Origin of the sequence: Kribbella sp. NPDC051770 (assembly GCF_040681455.1) — a bacterium.
Lineage (GTDB): Bacteria > Actinomycetota > Actinomycetes > Propionibacteriales > Kribbellaceae > Kribbella.
The window spans coordinates 166297-185498 of record NZ_JBFAYT010000008.1 but is presented as its reverse complement, the minus strand read 5'-3'; the positions used below and the strand labels follow the sequence as shown (position 1 = coordinate 185498).

The window sequence follows — 19202 nt, the reverse complement described above, 5'->3', positions numbered from 1 at the left end:
CGACTCGGGACCATCATCGAGGAGTTATGTGGCGCGAAGAGAGCGGCCGTGCATCATATGGGGCATGACTGAGCACGCCTCGGCCCCGGCGGTGGACCAGCAGGTCCTGCAGGGGGCTCTCGACGGTCCGGAGCCGCTGCTCGCCACGGTGTTCGCGCAACTGGCCGTCGAGCTGCACGATGCCGACGGCGTGGAAGAAACCGTCGACGCCGTCGTCCAGTTCGCCCTGCAGGCCGAAGCCTGCACGTACGCCGGGGTGATGCTCACCACGCACGGCGGCTGGGAGATCGGCGCCGTCACCGACCCGCTGGTCGCGCGGATCTACCAGGAGCAGATCGACTCCGGCGAGGGCCCGCTCCTCGCCGCGCTCACCAACGGCAGCACCGTGTACGTCGCCGACGTCGCGACCGAGACCCGCTGGCCCGCCTGGAGCCGCCGCCTGACGTCGTACGGCGTGGGCTCGGTGCTGCACGTACCGATGTGGGCCGCCGAGCAGCTGGTCGGCGTACTGAGTCTGTACAACGACAGCGCGGACGCCTTCACCGCCGACGACGAGGCGATCGCGTACATCCTGGCCCGGCACGCGTCGGTCGCGGTCGCCTCGGCCCGGGACGGCGAGACGATGACGGCCGCGGTCGACGCCCGCAAGCTGGTCGGTCAGGCGATGGGCATCCTGATGGAGCGTTTCGACCTGGACGAGTCGCGCGCGTTCGAGATCCTGAAGCGCTACTCGCAGGACACCAACACCAAGCTCCGGGACGTCGCCCAGCAGCTGATCGACACCCGTAAACTTCCCCAGTGAGCGATTTCCAGCTGCTGACGGTCAGCACCGAGGACCGCGGGACCGACGTGGTCGCGACGGTCTCCGGCGAGCTCGACTTCGGTACGACGAACGACCTGCTGGCCGCGGGCGAGCCCGTGGTCTCCGCGGGCCGGGCGCTGATCCTCGACCTGGCCGGCCTCTCGTTCTGCGACTCCAGCGGCCTCGGCGCGCTGGTCCAGCTGCACCGCGCGGCCGATGCCGCGGGCGGCTCGCTGACCCTCGCGGCGCCGCAGCCGCGGGTCGAGTCCGTGCTCCGGGTGACGATGCTGCACAAGCTGCTGACGGTCGTCGACCGGGTCCCGGCCGGCTCGTGACGGATCCGTCATAGACCGGATGCGTACGACAACCTTGCTGTGGGCACCTAGGAGGGCGAGCGCAGACCAGCCTGGAGGACGACGCCCGTGACGGATCCGTACGCCGAGATCAACGGTCACCAGGTGGTCGACCTGCACCGCGTCACCGCTCAGGGCCGGTTCGCCGCGGGCCCGGTCTGCATCCGCTGCGACACGCACTTCGCGGACCGCCTGGAGATCGAGCACACGGCCTGCCCGGTCCCGTTCCAGACCGGCAACCACGACCTCCTGGTCGACCCGGACGACGGACTGCTCTACTGCACCCGCTGCCCGCTGGTCGCGTACGACCTCGCCGACGCCGCCGGCGAGGAGCCCTGCCCGGGCCCCCTGTACGACAAGCAGCGCAAGCGCCGGTAAGGCGTCCCCGCGAGCCCTCGGCCCGACTGCGAAGATGTCCAGGTGGACACCCTGCGCCGGAACAACGTCATCACCACCGGGAACCCCGGCGGCCGGCCGGTCCTGCTCGCGCACGGCTTCGGCTGCGACCAGAACATGTGGCGCCTGACCGTCCCCGCGCTCGCCGGCGACTACCGCGTCGCCCTGTTCGACTACGTCGGCTCCGGCCAGTCCGACCCGGCCGCCTTCGACGAGCAGCGCTACTCCAGCCTCGACGGGTACGCCGACGACGTCGTCGAGGTCTGTACGGCGCTCGACCTGCACGACGCGGTCTTCGTCGGGCACTCGGTCAGCGCGATGATCGGCGTCCTGGCCGCTCGCAAGGCGCCGGAGCGGATCGGCGCGCTGGTGATGGTCGCGCCGTCGCCGTGCTACCTGAACGACGGCGACTACCGCGGCGGTTTCGGCCGCGACGACATCGACGAGCTGCTCGCCTCGCTGGAGTCCAACTACCTCGGCTGGTCGTCGGCGATGGCACCGGTGATCATGGGCAACGCCGACCGCCCCGAGCTCGGTGAGGAGCTGACGACGAGCTTCTGCGCGACCGACCCGGCGATGGCGCGGGTGTTCGCCCGTACGACGTTCCTGTCGGACTCGCGCAAGGATCTGGCCTCGGTGCGGGTGCCGACGCTGATCCTGGAGGCGACCGAGGACGTGATCGCGCCGCGCGAGGTCGGTGCGTACACGCATGCCGCCATCGCCGGCTCGACCCTCGTCACGCTCGACGCAACCGGCCACTGCCCGCACCTGTCCGCGCCGGAGGCGACGAACCGTGCGATCACCGACTTCCTCGCGGACCTGAGGTGAGCCAGGGCGACAGCGCCGAGGAGGTCTACGAGTCCGTGCCGAGCGGTCAGGTGTCGACGGCGATGGACGGCACGATCGTGATGATCAACGCGACGCTGCTCGGCTGGCTCGGCCTGCGGCGTGACGAGGTGGTCGGGCGCAAGCGCTTCACCGACCTGCTGACGATCGGCGGTCGGCTGTACCACGAGACGCACCTCGCGCCGCTGCTGCGGATGCAGGGCGAGGTCAGCGGCGTCGCCCTCGAGCTCAAGTCGACCGACGGCGGCCGCATCCCGGTCCTGGTCTCGTCGATCGTCAAGTACGACGACAACGGCGAACCGGCGCTGACCCGTACGACGGTCTTCGACGCGCAGCTCCGCCGGGCGTACGAGGAGGAGCTGCTGAGAGGCCGCAAGCTGGCCGAGGAGGCCCAGCGCCAGGCCGAAGCCGATCGCGCTCAGCTCCAGGACGCGCTGGCCGTTCTCCAGCAATCCCTGCTCCCCGCGCAGCTCCCCGACATTCCCGGCGTCGAGACCGCGGCGTACTACCACACCGCCTCCGCGATCCAGCTCGGCGGCGACTTCTACGACGTCTTCGCCGTCGACCGGGAACGCTGGGGCTTCTTCCTCGGCGACGTCTGCGGCAAGGGCCCGGCCGCCGCGGCCGTCACCTCGCTCGCCCGCTACACCCTGCGCGCCGCCGCACTGCACGATCCCGGCTCCGCTCTCGCGACGCTCAACGCGGTCCTCAACGAGCGCTTCGCGACCGGCGACCCGCGGTACTGCACCGCCGTCTTCGGCACGCTGACCCGCGACCCCGGCACCGGCCAGGTCGAGATCGAGTTCGCCTCCGGCGGCCACCCGCCCCCGCTGCTGATCCGCGCCGACGGCACCGCCGGGTTCCTCCCGAGCGCCGACGGCACGCTGATCGGCATCCTCCCGACCGGCGAGTTCCCCCCGACCCGCCTGCGCCTGCACCCCGGTGACACCCTGCTGCTCTACACCGACGGCCTCACCGAGGCCCGCGTCGGCGATGACTTCTACGGCGAGCAGGCCCTGCGCAACCTCGCCGTCCAGTACGCCGGTACGCCGGCCAGCGAGCTGGTCAAAGCCCTCTCCGACCTGCTCACCAGCTTCGGCGAACCACTCGCCGACGACACCGCCCTGCTCGCGATCAGCGCGAAGCGTTAGCCCGTCGCTCTACGAGGACCGCACCCCGCCCTGCTGACGGGCGAGCGCAGAGTGGACTACTCCACCACCGCTGGGCTGCGCTCCGCCGCCGCTGGACTGAGCTCGGCGGCCATCCCGCGGGCGGCGGCCAGCTCCAGCGCCTCGCGCGCCGGAGCGGCCATCCACCGCAGCGGCTGGTCGAGCACCCGGGCCACGGTCGACTCCTCCAGGTGCAGGATCTCCGCCACCCGGCGCAGCGCGTCCGGCTCGTCGGTTGCCGAGTACAACAGATGGATCACCTCGTGGCGGTGCGCGTAGACGCTCAGCGTCGCCGCCGCGAGCCCGGGATCGACCGTGTCCGGCCGAACCTCCTCAACACTGTCCCCGTGAGTCTTCATGCCTTGTCAACGCGCCAGTGGTCCCCTCCGTCACGCAAGCGCTCTCACCGAAGCTGGAACCCCTTCGCCCGGAGCGCCTCGCGCAGGTGCTCGCGGCCCTTCAGCCCGGCCACGCTCCCGAACCGCGACGCCACCCGCCGGACCCAGCTCATCGGCAGCCCGGCCGCGGCGTAGTACTCGTTCAGCACCTCCTCGTACGCGTCCACATGAGCGGCCTGCGGCTCCAGCGCGTACCGCTCGTGGTGCAGCACGGCTTCCTGCGGGAGCCGCGGCTTGACCGTCGTCTCGTCGTACCGGGCGGGGTGGCCGACGGTCAGCCCGAAGACCGGGAACACGTTCGCCGGCAGCTCCAGCTCGGCCGCGACCTCGAGCGGCCGGTTCCGGATCGCACCGACGAACACCGTCCCGAGCCCGAGCGACTCCGCGGCCAGCGCCGCGTTCTGCGCCGCGAGCGCGACGTCCACGAAACCGAGCAGCGCCGCCTCGACGAAGTCCGCGCCCTCCGACGACGCCTGCCCGATCTGCTCGGTCACGTGCCGGGCGCGGGCCAGGTCCGCGAGCCACACGAGCAGCAGCGGCGCCTCCGCGATGAAGTCCTGCTCCCCCGCGAGCTCGGCCAGCCGCGTACGACGCGCTTCCTCCCGTACGGCGACCACGCTCCACAGCTGCAGGTTGCCCGACGTCGGCGCCGACTGCGCCGCGGCGATCAGCGCCGTCAGCGTCTCGTCCGGGACCGGGTCGGGCCGGTAGCTGCGCACCGACCGGTGGGCGAGCTGCTGCGCGAGCACCTCGGTCCACTCGGCCGGCGGTGTCACCTCCGAGCCGTACCGCTCACGGTAGGAAGCCTCAGGGGAAAGGGTCACGAACGCCTCCACAGATCAGGACCGCTGGCCGGTGCCGTGCACACCATGCTCGTCGATCAGCGCCAGCTCGGCATCGGTCAGCGGCGGGAAGCTCAGCGCCGCGAGGTTGTGGTCGAGCTGGCTCGTCGAGCTGGCACCGATCAGCGCGGTGGTCACCTCCGGCCGCCGCAGCACCCACTGCAGCGCCAGCTGCGCGAGCGACTGGCCGCGCGCGTGCGCGATCTTGCTCAGCGCCGTCGCGCGCTCGCGGTAGGTCGCGTCGATCTGGTCCGCTGACAGGAACGTGCTGATCGCCGCCCGGGCGCCCTCGGGGATCGTCCCGTCGAGGTACTTGTCGGTCAGCAGCCCCTGCGCCAAGGGGCTGTAGGCAACCAACCCGAACCCGTCGGCCGCCGCTTGGTCGAGCAGGCCCGAGCGTTCCGGCGTCCGGTCGAAGATCGAGTACCGCGGCTGGTGCACGAGCAGCCGTACGCCGGCCTGCCGCAGCAGCACGGCGGCCTCGTGCGCCTGGTCGGTCGGGTAGTTCGACAGCCCGACGTACAAGGCCTTGCCCTGCTGGACGGCGCTGACCAGCGCACCGACGGTCTCCTCCAGCGGCGTGCCCGGGTCGGGCCGGTGGTGGTAGAAGACGTCGACGTACTCGGTCCCGAGATCACGCAGGCTGTGGTCGAGCGAGCTCAGCAACGACTTGCGCGACCCACCCTTGGCGTACGGGCCGGGCGCAATCGGGTTGCCGGCCTTGGTGGTGATCACCAGCTCGTCCCGGTACGGCGCGAGGTCGGTGCGCAGCAACCGCCCGAGGAACTTCTCCGCGCCACGGAACGGCGGCCCGTACCGGTTGGCGTTGTCGATGTGGGTGACGCCGAGGTCGAAGGCGTGCAGCACGATCGCCCGCTGGGTGGCGAACGGGTAGTCGGTGCCGAACTTCTGCCACAGCCCGAGCGAGATCGCCGGCAGGTCCAGCCCGGACCGCCCGGCCCGCCGGTAGGCGAGCTGCTCGTAGCGATCACCGGCGGCGGCGTACGTGGTCGTCATCAAGGTCCTCACCGAGGCATCGAATGTGCAGTGAATCAGTGGTCATTCTAGGTCAGTTGACCACCCTCGCAAGCTTCCGTCCGAAAGCTCCGCGGGCTGTCACCTCCACCCGGTCCAGCTCCAGCCAGCGGGCCATCAGTTGCAGCTCGGCAGCGAGTGGCTCGACCACCTCGGTCGCATCTGCAGTGAGCGTTGGCACCACGAGGGTCGCGTTCCGCCGGTCGGCCTTGAGGTCCACCCGGGCGACGAGCTGGTCGCCGAGCAGGAACGGCAGCACGTAGTACCCGTGGATCCGTTGCGGCTCCGGGGTGTAGATGCTGATCCGGTAGCGGAAGCCGAAGAGGCGTTCGGTGCGGTCGCGGTTCCAGATCAGGGTGTCGAACGGCGAGAGCAGCGCGCGGGCGTCGATCGGCCGGTCCTCGGCGTCTCTCCAGAGGTAGCTCTGCTGCTTCACGCCGTCGACCTGTACGGGGACGAGGTCGCCCGCGTCGACGAGCTCACCGACCACTCGGCGAGCAGTTGCTGCAGGCAACGGATAGTGGCCCTTGGTCGCACCGCACAGCTCGCCCGCCGTCATCACCCCGAGCGACCGCGCCGCGATCCGCACCAGTTCCCGGCGCGCCTCGTCATCATCCACGTCCACAGCGGCCGCCGGCAGCACCCGCTCGGCGACGTCGTACAGCCGCTCGAAGTGCCGCCGCCCGGCGATCGCCACCTTCCCGCTCGCGAACAGGTACTCGATCGCGATCTTCGCGTCCTGCCAGTTCCACATCCGCCCGGTCGACGGGTCCGGGTCCGGGTCGCTCCGCTTCCGCCGTACGCCGTCCCGGTCGGCCTCCCCCGCCGTGATCGGCCCCTCAGCGGCAACCATCGCCAGCACCTCGTCGACCAGCCCCGGCCGCTCGACCTCCAGCCGCCGCATCCCCACCACCACCGACCACGGCACCTGCAGCTCCGGATGCAGCGGCTGATCCCACACCTGCCGCGACACCACCTCCATCCGCCACCGCACCAGCGGGTACGACGCCACTGGCAGCAGCGCCGCCTTGTGCCCCCAGAAGTACTCGAACAGCTCGCCGCCACCCCAGCACATCCGGTCCAGCCGCTCCCGCGAGTAGTCCCCCAGCCGCGAGAACAACGGCAGGTAGTGCGACCGGCACAACACGTTCACCGAGTCGAGCTGCAACACCCCGATCCGCTCGACCGCCCGGCGCAACTCCCGCACCCCAACCCGCGCAGGCCGCGCCGCCCCGAACCCCTGCGCCCCCAGCGCGACCCGCCGCGCCGCGTCCACCGATACCGCCGGGCCGATCGCCATGCACCGAATCTACTCAGTACCGGTGGGAAGAATTCGCCGGAACCTCGCGTTACTTCTCTCGAACCCGAGTTGACGCGTCAACTCAAGGATATGATTGACATGTCAACCCCAAGGGCCGACGACGGGACGAGGCGACAGTGATGAGTGGTTTCGAGCTGGGACTCGACTCCTTCGGTGAGGTGGTCACCTGGTTTGGCTCCGTCCGGGCGCCGCTGACCGGCCAGACCCTGCACCCGCGGATGCGCCCCGGCGGCATCCCCACCTGGATCGGCGTCGGCGGCACGCCCAACTCCGTGCTCCGCGCCGCCCGGTACGGCCTGCCGCTGATGATGGCGATCATCGGCGGCCGCCCGCAACGTTTCGCCGGCAACGTCGCCCTGTACGAACGCGCGCTCGACGACCTCGGCACCCCGCGGCTCCCGATCGGCCAGCACTCGCTCGGCATGGTCGCCGAGACCGACGCCGAAGCCGTCGAGACCTGGTGGCGCTACTGGCAGCCGGTGGTCGAGAACCTGGCCCGCGAACGCGGCTTCTACGCCACCACCAAGGACCGCTACCTCGCCGAGGTCGACGAGGGCGCGCTGTTCGTCGGCTCCCCGGAGACCGTCGCGCAGAAGATCGCGACCGTGGCCCGCGACCTGCACCTGACCCGCTTCGACCTCAAGTACGACGTGATGTTCCTGCCCCGGGACGCCCGGGCCCGCACCATCGAGCTGCTCGGCCGCGAGGTCGCCCCGCGGGTCCGCGAGCTGCTCGCCGCCCAACCCACCGCCGCCTGAAACCCAACACCCCAGCAAGGAGCGCAGTACCCGTGACAGATCTCGAGTTCGGACTCGACACCTTCGGCGACGTCCCGCAGGACGCCGACGGCAAGCCGGTCTCGCACGCCGTGGCGATCCGCCAGGTGGTCGAGGAGGCCGTCGTGGCCGACCAGCTCGGCGTCGACGTGATCGCCCTCGGCGAGCACCACCGGCCGGAGTACTCGGTCTCCTCGCCGGAGACCGTGCTCGCGGGCATCGCCACCAGGACCGAGCGGATCCGGCTGGCCTCCGGTGTGACCGTGCTCAGCTCCGACGACCCGGTCCGCGTCTTCCAGCGGTTCGCGACCGTCGACGCGCTGTCCAACGGGCGCGCCGAGGTGATCCTCGGCCGCGGCTCGTTCACCGAGTCGTTCCCGCTGTTCGGCTACGACCTGGCCGACTACGACGTGCTGTTCGAGGAGAAGGCGGATCTGTTCGTCAAGCTGCTCGACGAGAAGCCGGTCACCTGGTCCGGTACGACGCGGCCGGCGCTGACCGACGCCGACGTGTTCCCCAAGACCGAGTCCGGGCGGCTGAAGACCTGGATCGGCGTCGGCGGGTCGCCGCAGTCGGTGATCCGGACCGCGCACCACGGGCTGCCGCTGATGCTCGCGATCATCGGTGGCCAGCCGGAGCGGTTCGCGCCGTACATCGACCTGTACCGGCGGGCCGCCGCGGAGTTCGGCACCACGGCGTACCCGGTCGGCATGCACTCGCCGGGCTTCGTCGCCGACACCGACGAGGAGGCCCGCGAGATCTACTGGCCGCACTACAAGGTGATCCGGGACCGGATCGGGCAGCAGCGCGGCTGGCCGCCGATCAAGCGCCAGGAGTACCTGGCCGAGATCGAGTACGGCTCGCTCTACATCGGGTCGCCGGACACCGTCGCGGCCAAGATCGCCCGTGCGGTGAGCGCGGTCGGCGTCGGGCGCTTCGACCTGATCTACACCAGCGGCACCCAGCCGATCGGGGCGCGGATGCGCGCGGTCGAGCTGTTCGGCGGCAAGGTGATCCCGCAGGTCCGCGAGCGGCTGGCCGAGCTGACCCCGGTGGAGCAGGCATGACCGCCGCCGGCGTGCACACCATCGGGATCCTCGGCGCCGGCAAGGTCGGCACCGTGCTCGGCCGGCTGGCCGTTGCCGCAGGCTACAAAGTGCTGATCGCCGGCTCCGGTGCCCCGGGCAAGATCGCGCTCACCGTCGAGATCCTGGTCCCCGGTGCCGTCGCCACCACTGCGGTGGAGGCGGCGGCCCAGGCCGATCTCGTCGTGCTGGCGCTGCCGCTCGGCAAGTACCAGGCGCTCCCGGTCGACCAGCTGCGCGGCAAGCTGGTCGTCGACGCGATGAACTACTGGTGGGAGATCGACGGCCACCGCGCCGACCTGACCGACCCGCGGACGTCGTCCAGCGAGCTGGTCGCCGCCTTCCTCGACGGCGCCCGCGTCGTCAAGGGCTTCAACCACATGGGCTACCACGACCTCGACGAGGGCTCCCGCCCGTCCGGTACGCCGGGCCGCAAGGCGATCGCGGTCGCCGGGGACGACCCGTCGGACGTCGCCGTGGTCGCGGAGCTGGTCGACGACCTCGGCTTCGATGCCGTGGTGCTCGACGACCTGGCGGCCGGCGTACGGCTGCAGCCGCGGGCCGAGGCGTTCGGTGCGAACGTCGGCGCCGGCGAGCTGCGCGAGATGATCGACCGCTTCCCCGGCAGCGAGCTGGGGCTGGAGATCGCCGCCGCGCGCAGGTGATCAGGAATCGAGAAGCGACCCGGGGTGCGTGACCTCTAGCGTCGTCGGCATGACTCAGCAGGTGGAACGCAAGCCGGGGACACCGGGACGCTTCTCGCGCTGGCTGCAGCGCACGATGGGCGCGCGGGCCGCGCGGAAGATCCGCGACGGCAAGGGCCAGATGATGGGCATGGACGTGCTCGTGCTCAACACGATCGGACGGCGCAGTGGTGAGCCGCGGGCGACCGCGCTGGCCTGGTTTCCCGATGGTGACGCGTGGCTCGTGGTCGCCTCGGGCGGTGGCAGTCAGCACCCGGACTGGCACGCGAACCTGACGGCGCACCCGGACCAGGTCACGGTTGAGTTCGCGGGGCAGCCCGCCGTACCGGTGAGTGCTGAGCGGCTCGGCAAAGCCGAGCGTGCGGAGGCGTGGAAGCAGATCGCGGAGGCTCAGCCGAGGATCGCGAAGTACCAGGAGAAGTCGGAGCGCGAGTACCCGGTCATCCGGCTCACCCGGCGGTGAGGCACCTGCCGGCCTGACCGGCGGACACGCGGCGTGACCAGCGAGGCCGCCCCCTCCCCGGGAGAATGAAGCGAGTCCCCCGGGGAGGCGATGTGACCGACTACAACCGCGCAGCGGCCGCCCAGATCCTCGCCGACGCATTCACTGCCTGGACGCCCGTCCTCGACCAGCCGACGCCCTGGACCGCCACCCCGGAGATCACCGGCCTCTCCCCCGACGGCAGCCTGACGACCGTCCAGCGCGCGTACCTCGACACCCCGGTCGCCACCAGCGCGACCCATCGCCTGACCTGGCACGACAGCACCGGCGTACTGAATGTCGCCCACTGCAGCGCCCTCGGCCCGATCGTCCCCGTCGTCGCGCGCGAGACCACCCTCGCCCTCCGCAAGGCGCTCCCCGCAGCGACCCCGCTGAACCCGCACGACCGTCGCGTGATGACCGCGACCACCACCGACGTCGACCCCCGCGAGATCCTCGCCATCGGCTTCGAGACCACCGCCCGCGCACTGGTCCAGCACGCCTACCTCGCCACCCCGTACGACGAACCGGCAGCCTTCGCGACAACCCTCCGCGACGCCGGCATCTTCCAGGTCGTCGCCAACACCTGGTACTGGGGTCTGCAGTCGTCGACCTTCCGCCGCGGCATGATCCCGATCGCCCTCGAACGCACCGCGACCGGCGCCCTCCGCTACACCGCCGAGTCGACGACCGTCCTCCGCGCCCTCAAAGCCGAGGCGATCGCCACGGCCGATCTCCCGCAGTACGCCGATCTCCCCACCGGCGAGACCCCGAGATGCCTCGCCAACATGACCACCACCCACCCGGCCCTGCTCCCGGGCCTGGTCGGCCTCTTCGTCGACACCTTCGTCACCCTGCTCGACACCGTCACCGTAGGACAGGAGCCCACCACCATGACCGTTCCCGACGACGTCGTGTTCGAGGTCCCCGACATGACCTGCTCGCACTGCACGAACACGATCACCGGCGTCCTCCAGACCCACGGGGTCACCGGCTCGACCATCGACCTCGACACCAAGCGCGTCACCGCCGCCTTCCCCACCCCGGAAGTCCAGGAGACCTGCTTCGCCGCGATCCGCGACCACGGCTACACCGTCGTACCGGCCGGATAGTCACGCGCAAAGGACACGGCCGTGTACTAGAGTCACCTCCGTGTCCCGGAGCCTTCTTCTTCTCAGCCGCCACGGCGGGAGCTGATTCGACCGGCGCCCCTCCGTGGAGTGCTGGTGTGCGCCGGTCCCCGAGCTCTTGCCCGCGAGGACACTCTTCATGGACCACCGCTGGAACCGGCAGCAGGCTTCGCCGATGCCGAACCACCGTTACCGCTCCGCCTTCGACCGGGTCCCGGTCGCCGAGATCACCCGGGACTGGCCGAACCGCCGGACCACCACCGCGCCGCTCTGGGTCCCGGTCGACCTGCGCGACGGCAACCAGGCGCTGGCCGAGCCGATGGACCCGGCCCGCAAGCGCCGCTTCCTCGACCTGCTCGTTGCCATCGGCTACAAAGAGGTCGAGGTCGGCTACCCGTCCGCGTCGCAGACCGACTTCGACTTCGTCCGGCAGCTGACCGACGTCCCCGACGACGTCACGACCGTCGTCTTCACCCCGGCCCGGCGGGCGCTGATCGAGCGCACGCTCGAGTCCGTCCGCGACCTCCGTACGCCGGTCGTCGTCCACCTGTACGCCGCCACCGCGCCGTTGTGGCGCGACGTCGTCCTGCGCCGGTCCCGCGCCGAGCTGACCGAGCTCGTGCTCACCGCGGCCGAGGACATCCTGAGGCTGAGCAAAGGACGCGACAACATCCGCTTCCAGTTCTCCCCCGAGGTCTTCAACCTCACCGAGCCCGACTTCATCCTCGAGCTGTGCAGCCGGCTGACCGACCGGTGGGACGCCACCCCCGATCGCCCGGTCACACTCAACCTGCCAGCGACCGTCGAGGTCGCGACGCCGAACGTGTACGCGGACCAGATCGAGTACATGGACAAGTCCCTCGATCGCCGTGACAGCGTGATCCTGTCCGTGCACCCGCACAACGACCGCGGTACCGGCATCGCCTGCGCCGAGCTCGCCGTCCTGGCCGGCGCCCAGCGCGTCGAGGGCTGCGTCTTCGGCAACGGCGAGCGCACCGGCAACGTCGACCTGGCCACCCTCGCGCTCAACCTGTACACCCAGGGCGTCGACCCGATGATCGACTTCTCCGACATCGACCGGATCCGCGAGACCGTCGAGTACTGCACCCGCCTCCCGGTCCCGGCCCGGCACCCGTACGTCGGCGATCTGGTCCACACCGCGTTCTCCGGCACCCACCAGGATGCGATCCGCAAGGGCCTCGCCGAGCACACCCGCCGCGCGGCGGCGGCCGGCGTACCGGAACGCGAACACCCGTGGGACGTCCCCTACCTGCCCATCGACCCGGCCGACCTCGGCCGCACGTACGACGCCGTGATCCGCGTCAACAGCCAGTCCGGCAAGGGCGGCATCGCCTACCTGCTGCAGACCGAGTACGGCCTCACCCTCACCCCCGAGGAGGAAGCTGCCTTCGCCCGTCACGTCCAGCGCCACACCGACAGCACCGGCAGCGAAGCCACCCCCGCCGAGCTGCACGCCCTGTACCAGCAGGTCTCCGCATCCTGACCCAGCAGTTGCCCTCACCCCCGATCACCGCTTAGGTTTCCCTCGACTTCTGCGATCGAGTCGCAGATGGACCGAGGAGGATCCGGTGCTGCGTGGGGTGAGGGCGGCGTCAGCCGTACTAGGACTGCTGATGGTGTCGACGGCGTGTACGGCGGGTGTCGACAACGCGGCGCCGGGCGGCACACCGAAGGAACTTCGGCTGGCGATCGGCGGCGAGTCCGAGGACGGCTACGACCCGACGCTCGGCTGGGGCCGGTACGGGTCACCGCTGTTCCAGTCGACGCTGCTCGCCCGTGACGCCGACCTGAAGATCGTCAACGACCTGGCCACCCGGCACACGGTGAGCGCCGACGGGCTGGTCTGGACCGTCGACCTGCGCACCGACGCGAAGTTCAGCGACGGCAAGCCGGTCACCGCGCAGGACGTCGCCTACACCTTCACCACCGCGAGCAGGTCCGGCGGGCTGACCGACGTCACCGCGCTCCGCCAGGCCGTTGCCATCGACAACGACACGGTCGAGCTGCGGCTGCACCGCCCGCAGAGCACGTTCGTGAACCGGCTGGTCTCGCTCGGCATCGTGCCGCAGCACGCCCACGGCAAGGACTACGCCCGCAAGCCGATCGGCTCCGGCCCGTTCACCCTCGTCCAGTGGGACCAGGGCCAGCAGCTGATCGTCCAGCGCAACGAGTCGTACTACGGCCCGAAGCCGGCCTTCGAGCGCGTCGTGTTCACCTTCACCGGCGAGGACGCGACGCTGGCCGCCGCGAAGGCCGGGCAGACCTCGCTGGCCGCCGTACCGTCGAACCTGGCGACGACCGCGATCGCCGGGATGAAGCTGACGCCGGTCAAGTCGGTCGACAACCGGGGCGTGATGTTCCCGTACGTCGCGGACACCGGCCGCAAGACCAAGGACGGCCAGCCGATCGGCAACAACGTCACCTCCGACAAGGCGATCCGGCATGCGATCAACGTCGCCCTCGACCGCGACGCGCTGGTCGACGGCGTCCTGGAAGGGTTCGGCTCGCCCGCGACCGGGCCGGTCGACGGCCTGCCCTGGTACGAGCCGTCGTCGGCGATCGAGAGTGGCGACCCCGGCAAGTCCAAGCAGCTGCTGACCGACGCCGGCTGGATCGACAAGAACGGCGTCCGTGAGCGCAACGGCGTCAAGGCGGCGTTCACGCTGCTGTACCCGGCCGACGACACGCTGCGGCAGGGCCTCGCGCTGAGCGTCGCGGACATGGTGAAGCCGCTCGGCCTCCAGATCAAGGCGCAGGGCGTGAGCTGGGAGGTCATCGACCAGCGGCTGCACTCCGACGCCGTGCTGTTCGGCTGGGGCAGCCAGGACCCGACCGAGATGTACAACCTGTACTCGTCGACGCAGGCCGGCGTCGAGTACTGGAACCCGGGCTACTACGCGAACGCCGCCGTACAGAAGGATCTGGACGCCGCGATGAGCGCGACCGACCCGGAGCAGGCGACCGCGCACTGGAAGGCCGCCCAGAAGGGCTTCGGCCAGGACGCGGCCTGGGCCTGGCTGGTCAATCTCGAGCACACGTACTTCGTCAGCGAATGCCTCGATCTCGGGACGCCGCAGATCGAGCCGCACGGTCACGGCTGGCCGATCACCGCCGGGATCGCGCGGTGGAAGTGGACGTGCTGACCCGCCTGGTGCGGCTGGTCCTGCTGCTGCTCGCGGTCGCGGTCGCGTCGTTCGCGCTGATGCTCGGCTCGCCGGTCGATCCCGTCAACGCGTACGTCGGCGCCGACATCGCGGCGATCGGTCCGGAGCAGCGTGCCCAGATCGCCGAACGCTGGGGGCTGAACGACCCGCCGGTCGAGCGGTTCACCAGCTGGCTGTCCCAGGTCGTCAGGGGCGACCTCGGGCAGTCCCACACGTTCAACCAGCCGGTCGTCGACGTGATCGCCGGCAAGTTCCTGACCAGCCTCGCGCTGATGGCGGTCGCCTGGAGCCTGTCCGGCGTGATCGGTTTCGGGCTCGGTCTGCTGGCCGGCCTCCGGCGCGGGAAGCTCACCGACCGCGTCATCACCTGGTGGGCGTACACGCTCGCGTCGGCGCCGACGTTCTGGGTCGGGCTGCTCCTCCTGTACGCGTTCTCGGTCTCGCTGCAGTGGACGCCGGTCTGCTGCGCCGTACCGGTCGGGGAGATCGCCAGTGAGGTGAGCCTGCTCGACCGCTTGCACCACCTGCTGCTGCCGGCGGTCACGCTGAGCCTGGTCGGCGTCGCGCCCGTCGTACTGCACACGCGGCAGGCCGTCAGCGTCACGATGGCGAGCGACTACGTGGCCTTCGCTCGCGCACAGGGAGAACGGACCACAGGCGTCGTCGTCCACCACGTACTGCGCAACGCTGCCGGCCCGGCGCTGCTGCTGCAGTTCAGCTCGCTCGGCGAGCTGTTCGGCGGCTCGCTGCTCGCCGAGCAGGTCTTCTCGTACCCCGGCCTCGGGGCCGCGACCACCGCGGCGGCACTCGGCCAGGACGTCCCGCTGCTGCTCGGAATCGCCCTGTTCACCACGCTGTTCGTGTACGTCGGTAACCAACTCGGCGACGTACTGCACACCCGGCTCGACCCCAGAACACGGCGGCTCGCATGAACCAGCTGCTCGTGATCAGCCGGCGCAGCCGGACCTTGGGCTATCTCGCCATCTCGCTCGTGGTCGTCATCGGCGTGACCGTCGCGGGCACGCTGTCCGTCGACGCCGCGAGCACCACCGAGCTGGCGGCACGCAACCTCAGTCCGTCCTGGGAGCATCTGTTCGGCACCGACCGGCTCGGACGGGACATGCTCGCGCGGGTGCTGTCCGGACTGCGGCTGAGTCTGGTGGTCGGCGTCAGCGCGGCGCTGGTCTCCGGCCTGCTGGCGATGCTGATGGCATGCGCGGCGGCGGTCGGCGGCCCGGTCGTGGACCGCGCGGTGACGTGGCTTGTCGATCTGTTCCTCGCACTCCCCCACCTGGTGCTGCTGATCCTGCTCGCGTTCGCGCTCGGCGGCGGGACGCGGGCAGTCGTGATCGCGGTCGCCGTGACGCACTGGCCGTCGCTGACCCGGGTCCTGCGCGGGCACGCACGTCAGGTCGTCTCGTCGGACTACGTGATGATCTCCCGCCGGCTCGGGCGCGGCCGCTGGTGGATCGCCAGCCGGCACGTAGCACCGCAGCTCGTCGGGCACTTCCTGGTCGGCACCGTGCTGCTGTTCCCGCACGCCATCCTGCACGAGGCCGCCCTGTCCTTCCTCGGTCTCGGCGTCGACCCGGCCGAACCGTCGATCGGCGTCCTGCTGGCGGAGTCGATGCGCTTCCTGTCCGCCGGAGCCTGGTGGCTCGCCGTACTGCCCGGCCTGTGCCTGCTCGTCGTCGTCAAGCTGGTCGACGCGATCGGCGAGAACACCCGAGCCCTGCTCGACCCGAGGAGCCACCACCTGTGAGCCCGCTGCTCGCCATCGAGGACCTAACTGTCTCGTTCACCCAGTACGAGCGAGGGCTGCGCCGACGCGAGGTCGTCGCCCTGTCCGGCATGAGCCTGGCCGCCGACCGTGGTGAGCTGGTTGCGCTCGTCGGTGCGTCCGGAGCCGGCAAGACGCTGCTCGCGCACGCCGTACTGGGCATGCTGCCGCCGAACGCCACCGAGTCCGGGGTGGTTCGGTACGACGGCCGCGTGCTCGATCATGCGAACCGGCGTGACCTGGCAGGCCGAGAGATCGTCCTGCTCCCCCAGTCGGTCGACTACCTGGACCCGTTGAGTCGGGTCGGTCGCCAAGTCACCCGGTCTGCGCAGCTGGCTGGGCACCCAGCACCCCAACAGGTCGCCGCGCAAGCACTGGCCGACCGCGGACTCGGCCCCGAGGTCCTGCGGCAGTACCCGCACGAGCTGTCCGGCGGGATGATCCGGCGCGTCCTGGTCACGATGGCGACGATGGCCGACCCGCACCTGATCCTCGCCGACGAGCCCACGCCCGGTCTCCCCCGGGAGGACGCCGCCGCCGTCCTGAAGGAGTTTCGCGCGCTGGCCGACGCGGGTCGGGCCGTCGTCCTGATCACGCACGAGCTCGGCGGCGCCGTACAGGTTGCGGACACCGTCGTCATCTGCCGCGACGGCCGGACCGTCGAGACCGCGCGCCCGGCCGACTTCACGTCCGGCGAGCTGCGCGACCCGTACACCCGGGCCCTGTGGAAGGCCCTTCCTGCCAACGGATTCGAGCTCCCATGCTGATCGTCAAGGACCTCTGGTACCGGTACGCCGACGAGTGGGTCGTCCGCGGCACCTCTCTGTCGGTCGAGCCGGGTGAGGTGGTCGGCCTCTTCGGGCCGAGCGGCTGCGGCAAGTCGACGATCGGCAAACTGCTGGCCGGCTTCCTGAAACCGCAGCGCGGCGAGATCCTGCTCGATCCGTACACCGGCGCGCATCCCGTGCAGCTCGTTCTCCAGCATCCCGAACGCGCGATGAACCCGCACTGGCCGGTCCACCGAATCCTCGCCGAACCCGGGACAGGCCCGGTCGCCAAGGGGCCGGCCGCCCCCGGGCCAGGCGCGGACGCCCCGGACCTCCTCTCCGCCGGGACGGCGACTGCGGACCTCGTCGACCCCAGCTGGCTCACCCGCTTCCCCCACGAGATCAGCGGCGGCGAGCTCCAGCGCGTCAACCTCGCCCGCGCCCTCCTCGCCCGGCCGCGGTACCTGATCGCCGACGAGATCACGGCCAGCCTCGACGCCCTCACCCAGGCCCGCATCTGGCGCATCCTCCTCGAGCACGCCCGCACGCACGAGATCGGCGTCATCGCCATCTCCCACGACCCCGACCTGCTGGCCGCTGTCACCGAGCGGACCATCGAGCTCTGACCCCGGCCGCTTGCAGGCGCCGATCTCCGATGCTACTTTCGGAACATGTTCCAAAAGCTCCAGCACAAGCCCGCGACCACCCTCGCCGTGGTCGCCGTCGTGCAGTTCATGGTGTCCCTGGACCTCTCGGTCGTGAACGTGGGACTTCCCGAGATCGCCACCGGCCTGGGCTTCTCGCCGACCGGCGTCACCTGGGTGATCCATGCCTACGCGCTCACGTTCGGCGGACTCCTCCTGCTCGGCGGCAAGGCCAGCGACCGGTACGGCCGCAAGCACCTGCTGCTGGCCGGGCTCGGGCTGTTCGGACTGGCCTCGCTGGCCGGTGGGTTCGCGCAGGACCCCGGGCAACTGGTCGCGGCCCGGGCCGCCCAGGGCATCGGAGCCGCCGCACTGGCGCCTGCCGCGCTGGCGCTGCTGGCGACGACCTTCCCCAGTGGGCGCGAGCGCGTCCGCGCCTTCGGTGTGTGGAGTGCGATGAACGCGGCCGGCGGTGCGCTCGGCGTGCTGATCGGCGGTGTGCTCACGCAGTACGCGAGCTGGCGGTGGGTGATGTTCGTGAACGTCCCGATGGCGACGGTCGCGTTCGTGCTCGCCTTCGGTGGCGTCGCCGACGGGCTTCCCGGCGTACGGCGGGGGCGGCCGGACGTGCTCGGCGCCCTGCTCGCCACCGGCGGGATGACGACGCTCGTCTTCGGCGTCGTCCGGACCGACCGGCACGCGTGGGGTTCGCCGACCACGATGATCACGCTCGCGATCGCCGTCGTGCTGCTGGCCGGTTTCGTCGTGGTCGAGCGGACCACCCGCCGTGAACCGCTGGTCCGGCTCGGCATCTTCGCCAACCGCGCGGTCTCCGGCGCGAACGCCTACAACCTGCTGGTCGGCGCGGCGATGGCGTCGTCGTTCTACTTCATGTCGCTGTACCTGCAGCGCGTGCTCGCGGTCGGTCCGGCGCTGACCGGGGTGATGTTCCTGCCGTTCGCGCTCGGCGTCGTCGTCGGTTCGGTGCTCGCGATCAAGCTCGGCTACCTCGTCCCGGCGAAGAAGCTGCTGATCGGCGGCGCGCTGCTGACCGCGACCGGCTTCGCGTGGTTCGGCCAGATCAGCGTCGGCGGCGGCTTCCTCACCGACGTCCTCGGCCCGTCGATCATCGCCAGCATCGGCTTCGGCCTCTGCCTCGGCCCGCTGGTCGCGACCGCCACCGCCGGCGTCGCCCCCGACGAGACCGGCACCGCCTCCGGGCTGCTCAACAGCTCCCGCCAACTCGGTGCTTCGCTGGGCCTCGCCGCGCTGGGCACGGCCGCCCACCACCACACCGGGGCGACCATCACACCAACCACCTTGAACGATGGGTACGCCCGAGGCCTGATGCTCTGCGCCGCGGTGCTACTGGTCGCCGTGGTGATCGCCGCAACTGCGCTCCCACGCGCAAAGCGTCATGCTTGAGCTGCTGACCACCAGCCCCTCGCCGGCGACACGCACCGCCAGCTCCGACCTGAGGCCCACTGA

21 protein-coding genes are annotated in these 19202 nt (G+C 70.8%); 17 read left to right on the top strand and 4 right to left on the bottom strand.

What is annotated here, in order from left to right; all coding sequences use genetic code 11:
- Window positions 1-64: 64 nt before the first annotated feature.
- The 5 genes from AB0M01_RS25955 to AB0M01_RS25935 all read left to right on the top strand — a co-directional run bounded on the left by AB0M01_RS25955 (window position 65) and on the right by AB0M01_RS25935 (window position 3548).
- Window positions 65-802 (top strand): GAF and ANTAR domain-containing protein, encoded by a 738-nt coding sequence (locus tag AB0M01_RS25955; RefSeq protein ID WP_363673822.1) that lies wholly within the window; start codon window positions 65-67, stop codon window positions 800-802.
- A complete protein-coding gene (locus AB0M01_RS25950; protein WP_363673821.1) occupies window positions 799-1137 on the top strand; it encodes an STAS domain-containing protein in 339 nt (112 codons plus the stop codon). Before AB0M01_RS25955 ends, AB0M01_RS25950 begins: the two co-directional genes overlap by 4 nt.
- Window positions 1138-1224: 87 nt before the next feature.
- On the top strand, window positions 1225-1533 hold the full coding sequence (locus AB0M01_RS25945) for a hypothetical protein (protein WP_363673819.1): 309 nt from the start codon (window positions 1225-1227) through the stop codon (window positions 1531-1533).
- Between the two features lie 42 nt (window positions 1534-1575).
- The gene (locus AB0M01_RS25940; protein WP_363673817.1) at window positions 1576-2379 is read left to right on the top strand and encodes an alpha/beta hydrolase; all 804 of its coding nucleotides are present in this window, start codon (window positions 1576-1578) and stop codon (window positions 2377-2379) included.
- Window positions 2376-3548, top strand: coding sequence for a SpoIIE family protein phosphatase (locus tag AB0M01_RS25935; protein ID WP_363673815.1), 1173 nt, complete (start codon window positions 2376-2378; stop codon window positions 3546-3548). Before AB0M01_RS25940 ends, AB0M01_RS25935 begins: the two co-directional genes overlap by 4 nt.
- Window positions 3549-3604: 56 nt before the next feature.
- Here AB0M01_RS25935 and AB0M01_RS25930 read toward each other — a convergent pair whose 3' ends face one another.
- From AB0M01_RS25930 to AB0M01_RS25915, 4 genes are read right to left on the bottom strand one after another with little or no spacing between them, the layout of a single operon-like run.
- Window positions 3605-3925, bottom strand: a complete 321-nt coding sequence (locus AB0M01_RS25930; protein WP_363673813.1) for a hypothetical protein — start codon at window positions 3923-3925, stop codon at window positions 3605-3607.
- 44 nt (window positions 3926-3969) lie between these two features.
- The gene (locus tag AB0M01_RS25925) at window positions 3970-4788 is read right to left on the bottom strand and encodes an NADPH-dependent oxidoreductase (RefSeq protein ID WP_363673811.1); all 819 of its coding nucleotides are present in this window, start codon (window positions 4786-4788) and stop codon (window positions 3970-3972) included.
- Between the two features lie 15 nt (window positions 4789-4803).
- Window positions 4804-5823, bottom strand: a complete 1020-nt coding sequence (locus AB0M01_RS25920; RefSeq protein WP_363673809.1) for an aldo/keto reductase — start codon at window positions 5821-5823, stop codon at window positions 4804-4806.
- A gap of 52 nt (window positions 5824-5875) precedes the next feature.
- Entirely contained in the window at window positions 5876-7141 is a 1266-nt protein-coding gene (locus tag AB0M01_RS25915) for a crosslink repair DNA glycosylase YcaQ family protein (RefSeq protein WP_363673807.1), read from the bottom strand.
- 140 nt (window positions 7142-7281) lie between these two features.
- On the opposite strand from AB0M01_RS25915, the gene AB0M01_RS25910 reads away from it, so the two are divergent.
- The 12 genes from AB0M01_RS25910 to AB0M01_RS25855 all read left to right on the top strand — a co-directional run bounded on the left by AB0M01_RS25910 (window position 7282) and on the right by AB0M01_RS25855 (window position 19139).
- Window positions 7282-7920: an LLM class flavin-dependent oxidoreductase gene (locus AB0M01_RS25910; protein WP_363673805.1), complete on the top strand. Its 639-nt coding sequence runs from the start codon at window positions 7282-7284 to the stop codon at window positions 7918-7920.
- Between the two features lie 32 nt (window positions 7921-7952).
- Complete coding sequence (locus AB0M01_RS25905) at window positions 7953-9005, top strand: LLM class flavin-dependent oxidoreductase (RefSeq protein ID WP_363673803.1); 1053 nt, start codon at window positions 7953-7955, stop codon at window positions 9003-9005.
- Window positions 9002-9688, top strand: coding sequence for an NAD(P)-binding domain-containing protein (locus tag AB0M01_RS25900; protein ID WP_363673801.1), 687 nt, complete (start codon window positions 9002-9004; stop codon window positions 9686-9688). The genes AB0M01_RS25905 and AB0M01_RS25900 overlap by 4 nt, the downstream gene beginning before the upstream one ends.
- A 49-nt stretch (window positions 9689-9737) precedes the next feature.
- On the top strand, window positions 9738-10190 hold the full coding sequence (locus AB0M01_RS25895) for a nitroreductase family deazaflavin-dependent oxidoreductase (protein WP_363673799.1): 453 nt from the start codon (window positions 9738-9740) through the stop codon (window positions 10188-10190).
- Window positions 10191-10282: 92 nt separating this feature from the next.
- The gene (locus tag AB0M01_RS25890; RefSeq protein WP_363673797.1) at window positions 10283-11320 is read left to right on the top strand and encodes a heavy-metal-associated domain-containing protein; all 1038 of its coding nucleotides are present in this window, start codon (window positions 10283-10285) and stop codon (window positions 11318-11320) included.
- 193 nt (window positions 11321-11513) lie between these two features.
- Window positions 11514-12842, top strand: a complete 1329-nt coding sequence (locus AB0M01_RS25885) for a 2-isopropylmalate synthase (RefSeq protein WP_363673795.1) — start codon at window positions 11514-11516, stop codon at window positions 12840-12842.
- Between the two features lie 85 nt (window positions 12843-12927).
- Window positions 12928-14502 carry an ABC transporter substrate-binding protein gene (locus AB0M01_RS25880; protein ID WP_363673793.1) on the top strand — a complete coding sequence of 525 codons (1575 nt, stop codon included), beginning with the start codon at window positions 12928-12930 and terminating at the stop codon, window positions 14500-14502.
- A complete protein-coding gene (locus AB0M01_RS25875; RefSeq protein ID WP_363673791.1) occupies window positions 14484-15455 on the top strand; it encodes an ABC transporter permease in 972 nt (323 codons plus the stop codon). The genes AB0M01_RS25880 and AB0M01_RS25875 overlap by 19 nt, the downstream gene beginning before the upstream one ends.
- Window positions 15452-16285, top strand: coding sequence for an ABC transporter permease (locus tag AB0M01_RS25870; RefSeq protein ID WP_363673789.1), 834 nt, complete (start codon window positions 15452-15454; stop codon window positions 16283-16285). The genes AB0M01_RS25875 and AB0M01_RS25870 overlap by 4 nt, the downstream gene beginning before the upstream one ends.
- The gene (locus AB0M01_RS25865; protein ID WP_363673787.1) at window positions 16282-17070 is read left to right on the top strand and encodes an ATP-binding cassette domain-containing protein; all 789 of its coding nucleotides are present in this window, start codon (window positions 16282-16284) and stop codon (window positions 17068-17070) included. Before AB0M01_RS25870 ends, AB0M01_RS25865 begins: the two co-directional genes overlap by 4 nt.
- The gene (locus tag AB0M01_RS25860) at window positions 17064-17696 is read left to right on the top strand and encodes an ATP-binding cassette domain-containing protein (protein ID WP_363673785.1); all 633 of its coding nucleotides are present in this window, start codon (window positions 17064-17066) and stop codon (window positions 17694-17696) included. Before AB0M01_RS25865 ends, AB0M01_RS25860 begins: the two co-directional genes overlap by 7 nt.
- Before the next feature lie 45 nt (window positions 17697-17741).
- Window positions 17742-19139, top strand: a complete 1398-nt coding sequence (locus AB0M01_RS25855) for an MFS transporter (protein WP_363673783.1) — start codon at window positions 17742-17744, stop codon at window positions 19137-19139.
- Window positions 19140-19202: the final 63 nt, after the last annotated feature.

What these genes read in the sequence shown, in the direction of transcription:
- AB0M01_RS25915 (WP_363673807.1), bottom strand. Translation starts at nt 7,141, where the DNA reads ATGGCGATCGGCCCGGCGGTATCGGTGGACGCGGCGCGGCGGGTCGCG.
- AB0M01_RS25920 (WP_363673809.1), bottom strand. Translation starts at nt 5,823, where the DNA reads ATGACGACCACGTACGCCGCCGCCGGTGATCGCTACGAGCAGCTCGCC.
- AB0M01_RS25860 (WP_363673785.1), top strand. Translation starts at nt 17,064, where the DNA reads ATGCTGATCGTCAAGGACCTCTGGTACCGGTACGCCGACGAGTGGGTC.
- AB0M01_RS25930 (WP_363673813.1), bottom strand. Translation starts at nt 3,925, where the DNA reads ATGAAGACTCACGGGGACAGTGTTGAGGAGGTTCGGCCGGACACGGTC.
- AB0M01_RS25900 (WP_363673801.1), top strand. Translation starts at nt 9,002, where the DNA reads ATGACCGCCGCCGGCGTGCACACCATCGGGATCCTCGGCGCCGGCAAG.
- AB0M01_RS25955 (WP_363673822.1), top strand. Translation starts at nt 65, where the DNA reads ATGACTGAGCACGCCTCGGCCCCGGCGGTGGACCAGCAGGTCCTGCAG.
- AB0M01_RS25870 (WP_363673789.1), top strand. Translation starts at nt 15,452, where the DNA reads ATGAACCAGCTGCTCGTGATCAGCCGGCGCAGCCGGACCTTGGGCTAT.
- AB0M01_RS25885 (WP_363673795.1), top strand. Translation starts at nt 11,514, where the DNA reads ATGCCGAACCACCGTTACCGCTCCGCCTTCGACCGGGTCCCGGTCGCC.
- AB0M01_RS25855 (WP_363673783.1), top strand. Translation starts at nt 17,742, where the DNA reads ATGTTCCAAAAGCTCCAGCACAAGCCCGCGACCACCCTCGCCGTGGTC.
- AB0M01_RS25895 (WP_363673799.1), top strand. Translation starts at nt 9,738, where the DNA reads ATGACTCAGCAGGTGGAACGCAAGCCGGGGACACCGGGACGCTTCTCG.
- AB0M01_RS25910 (WP_363673805.1), top strand. Translation starts at nt 7,282, where the DNA reads ATGAGTGGTTTCGAGCTGGGACTCGACTCCTTCGGTGAGGTGGTCACC.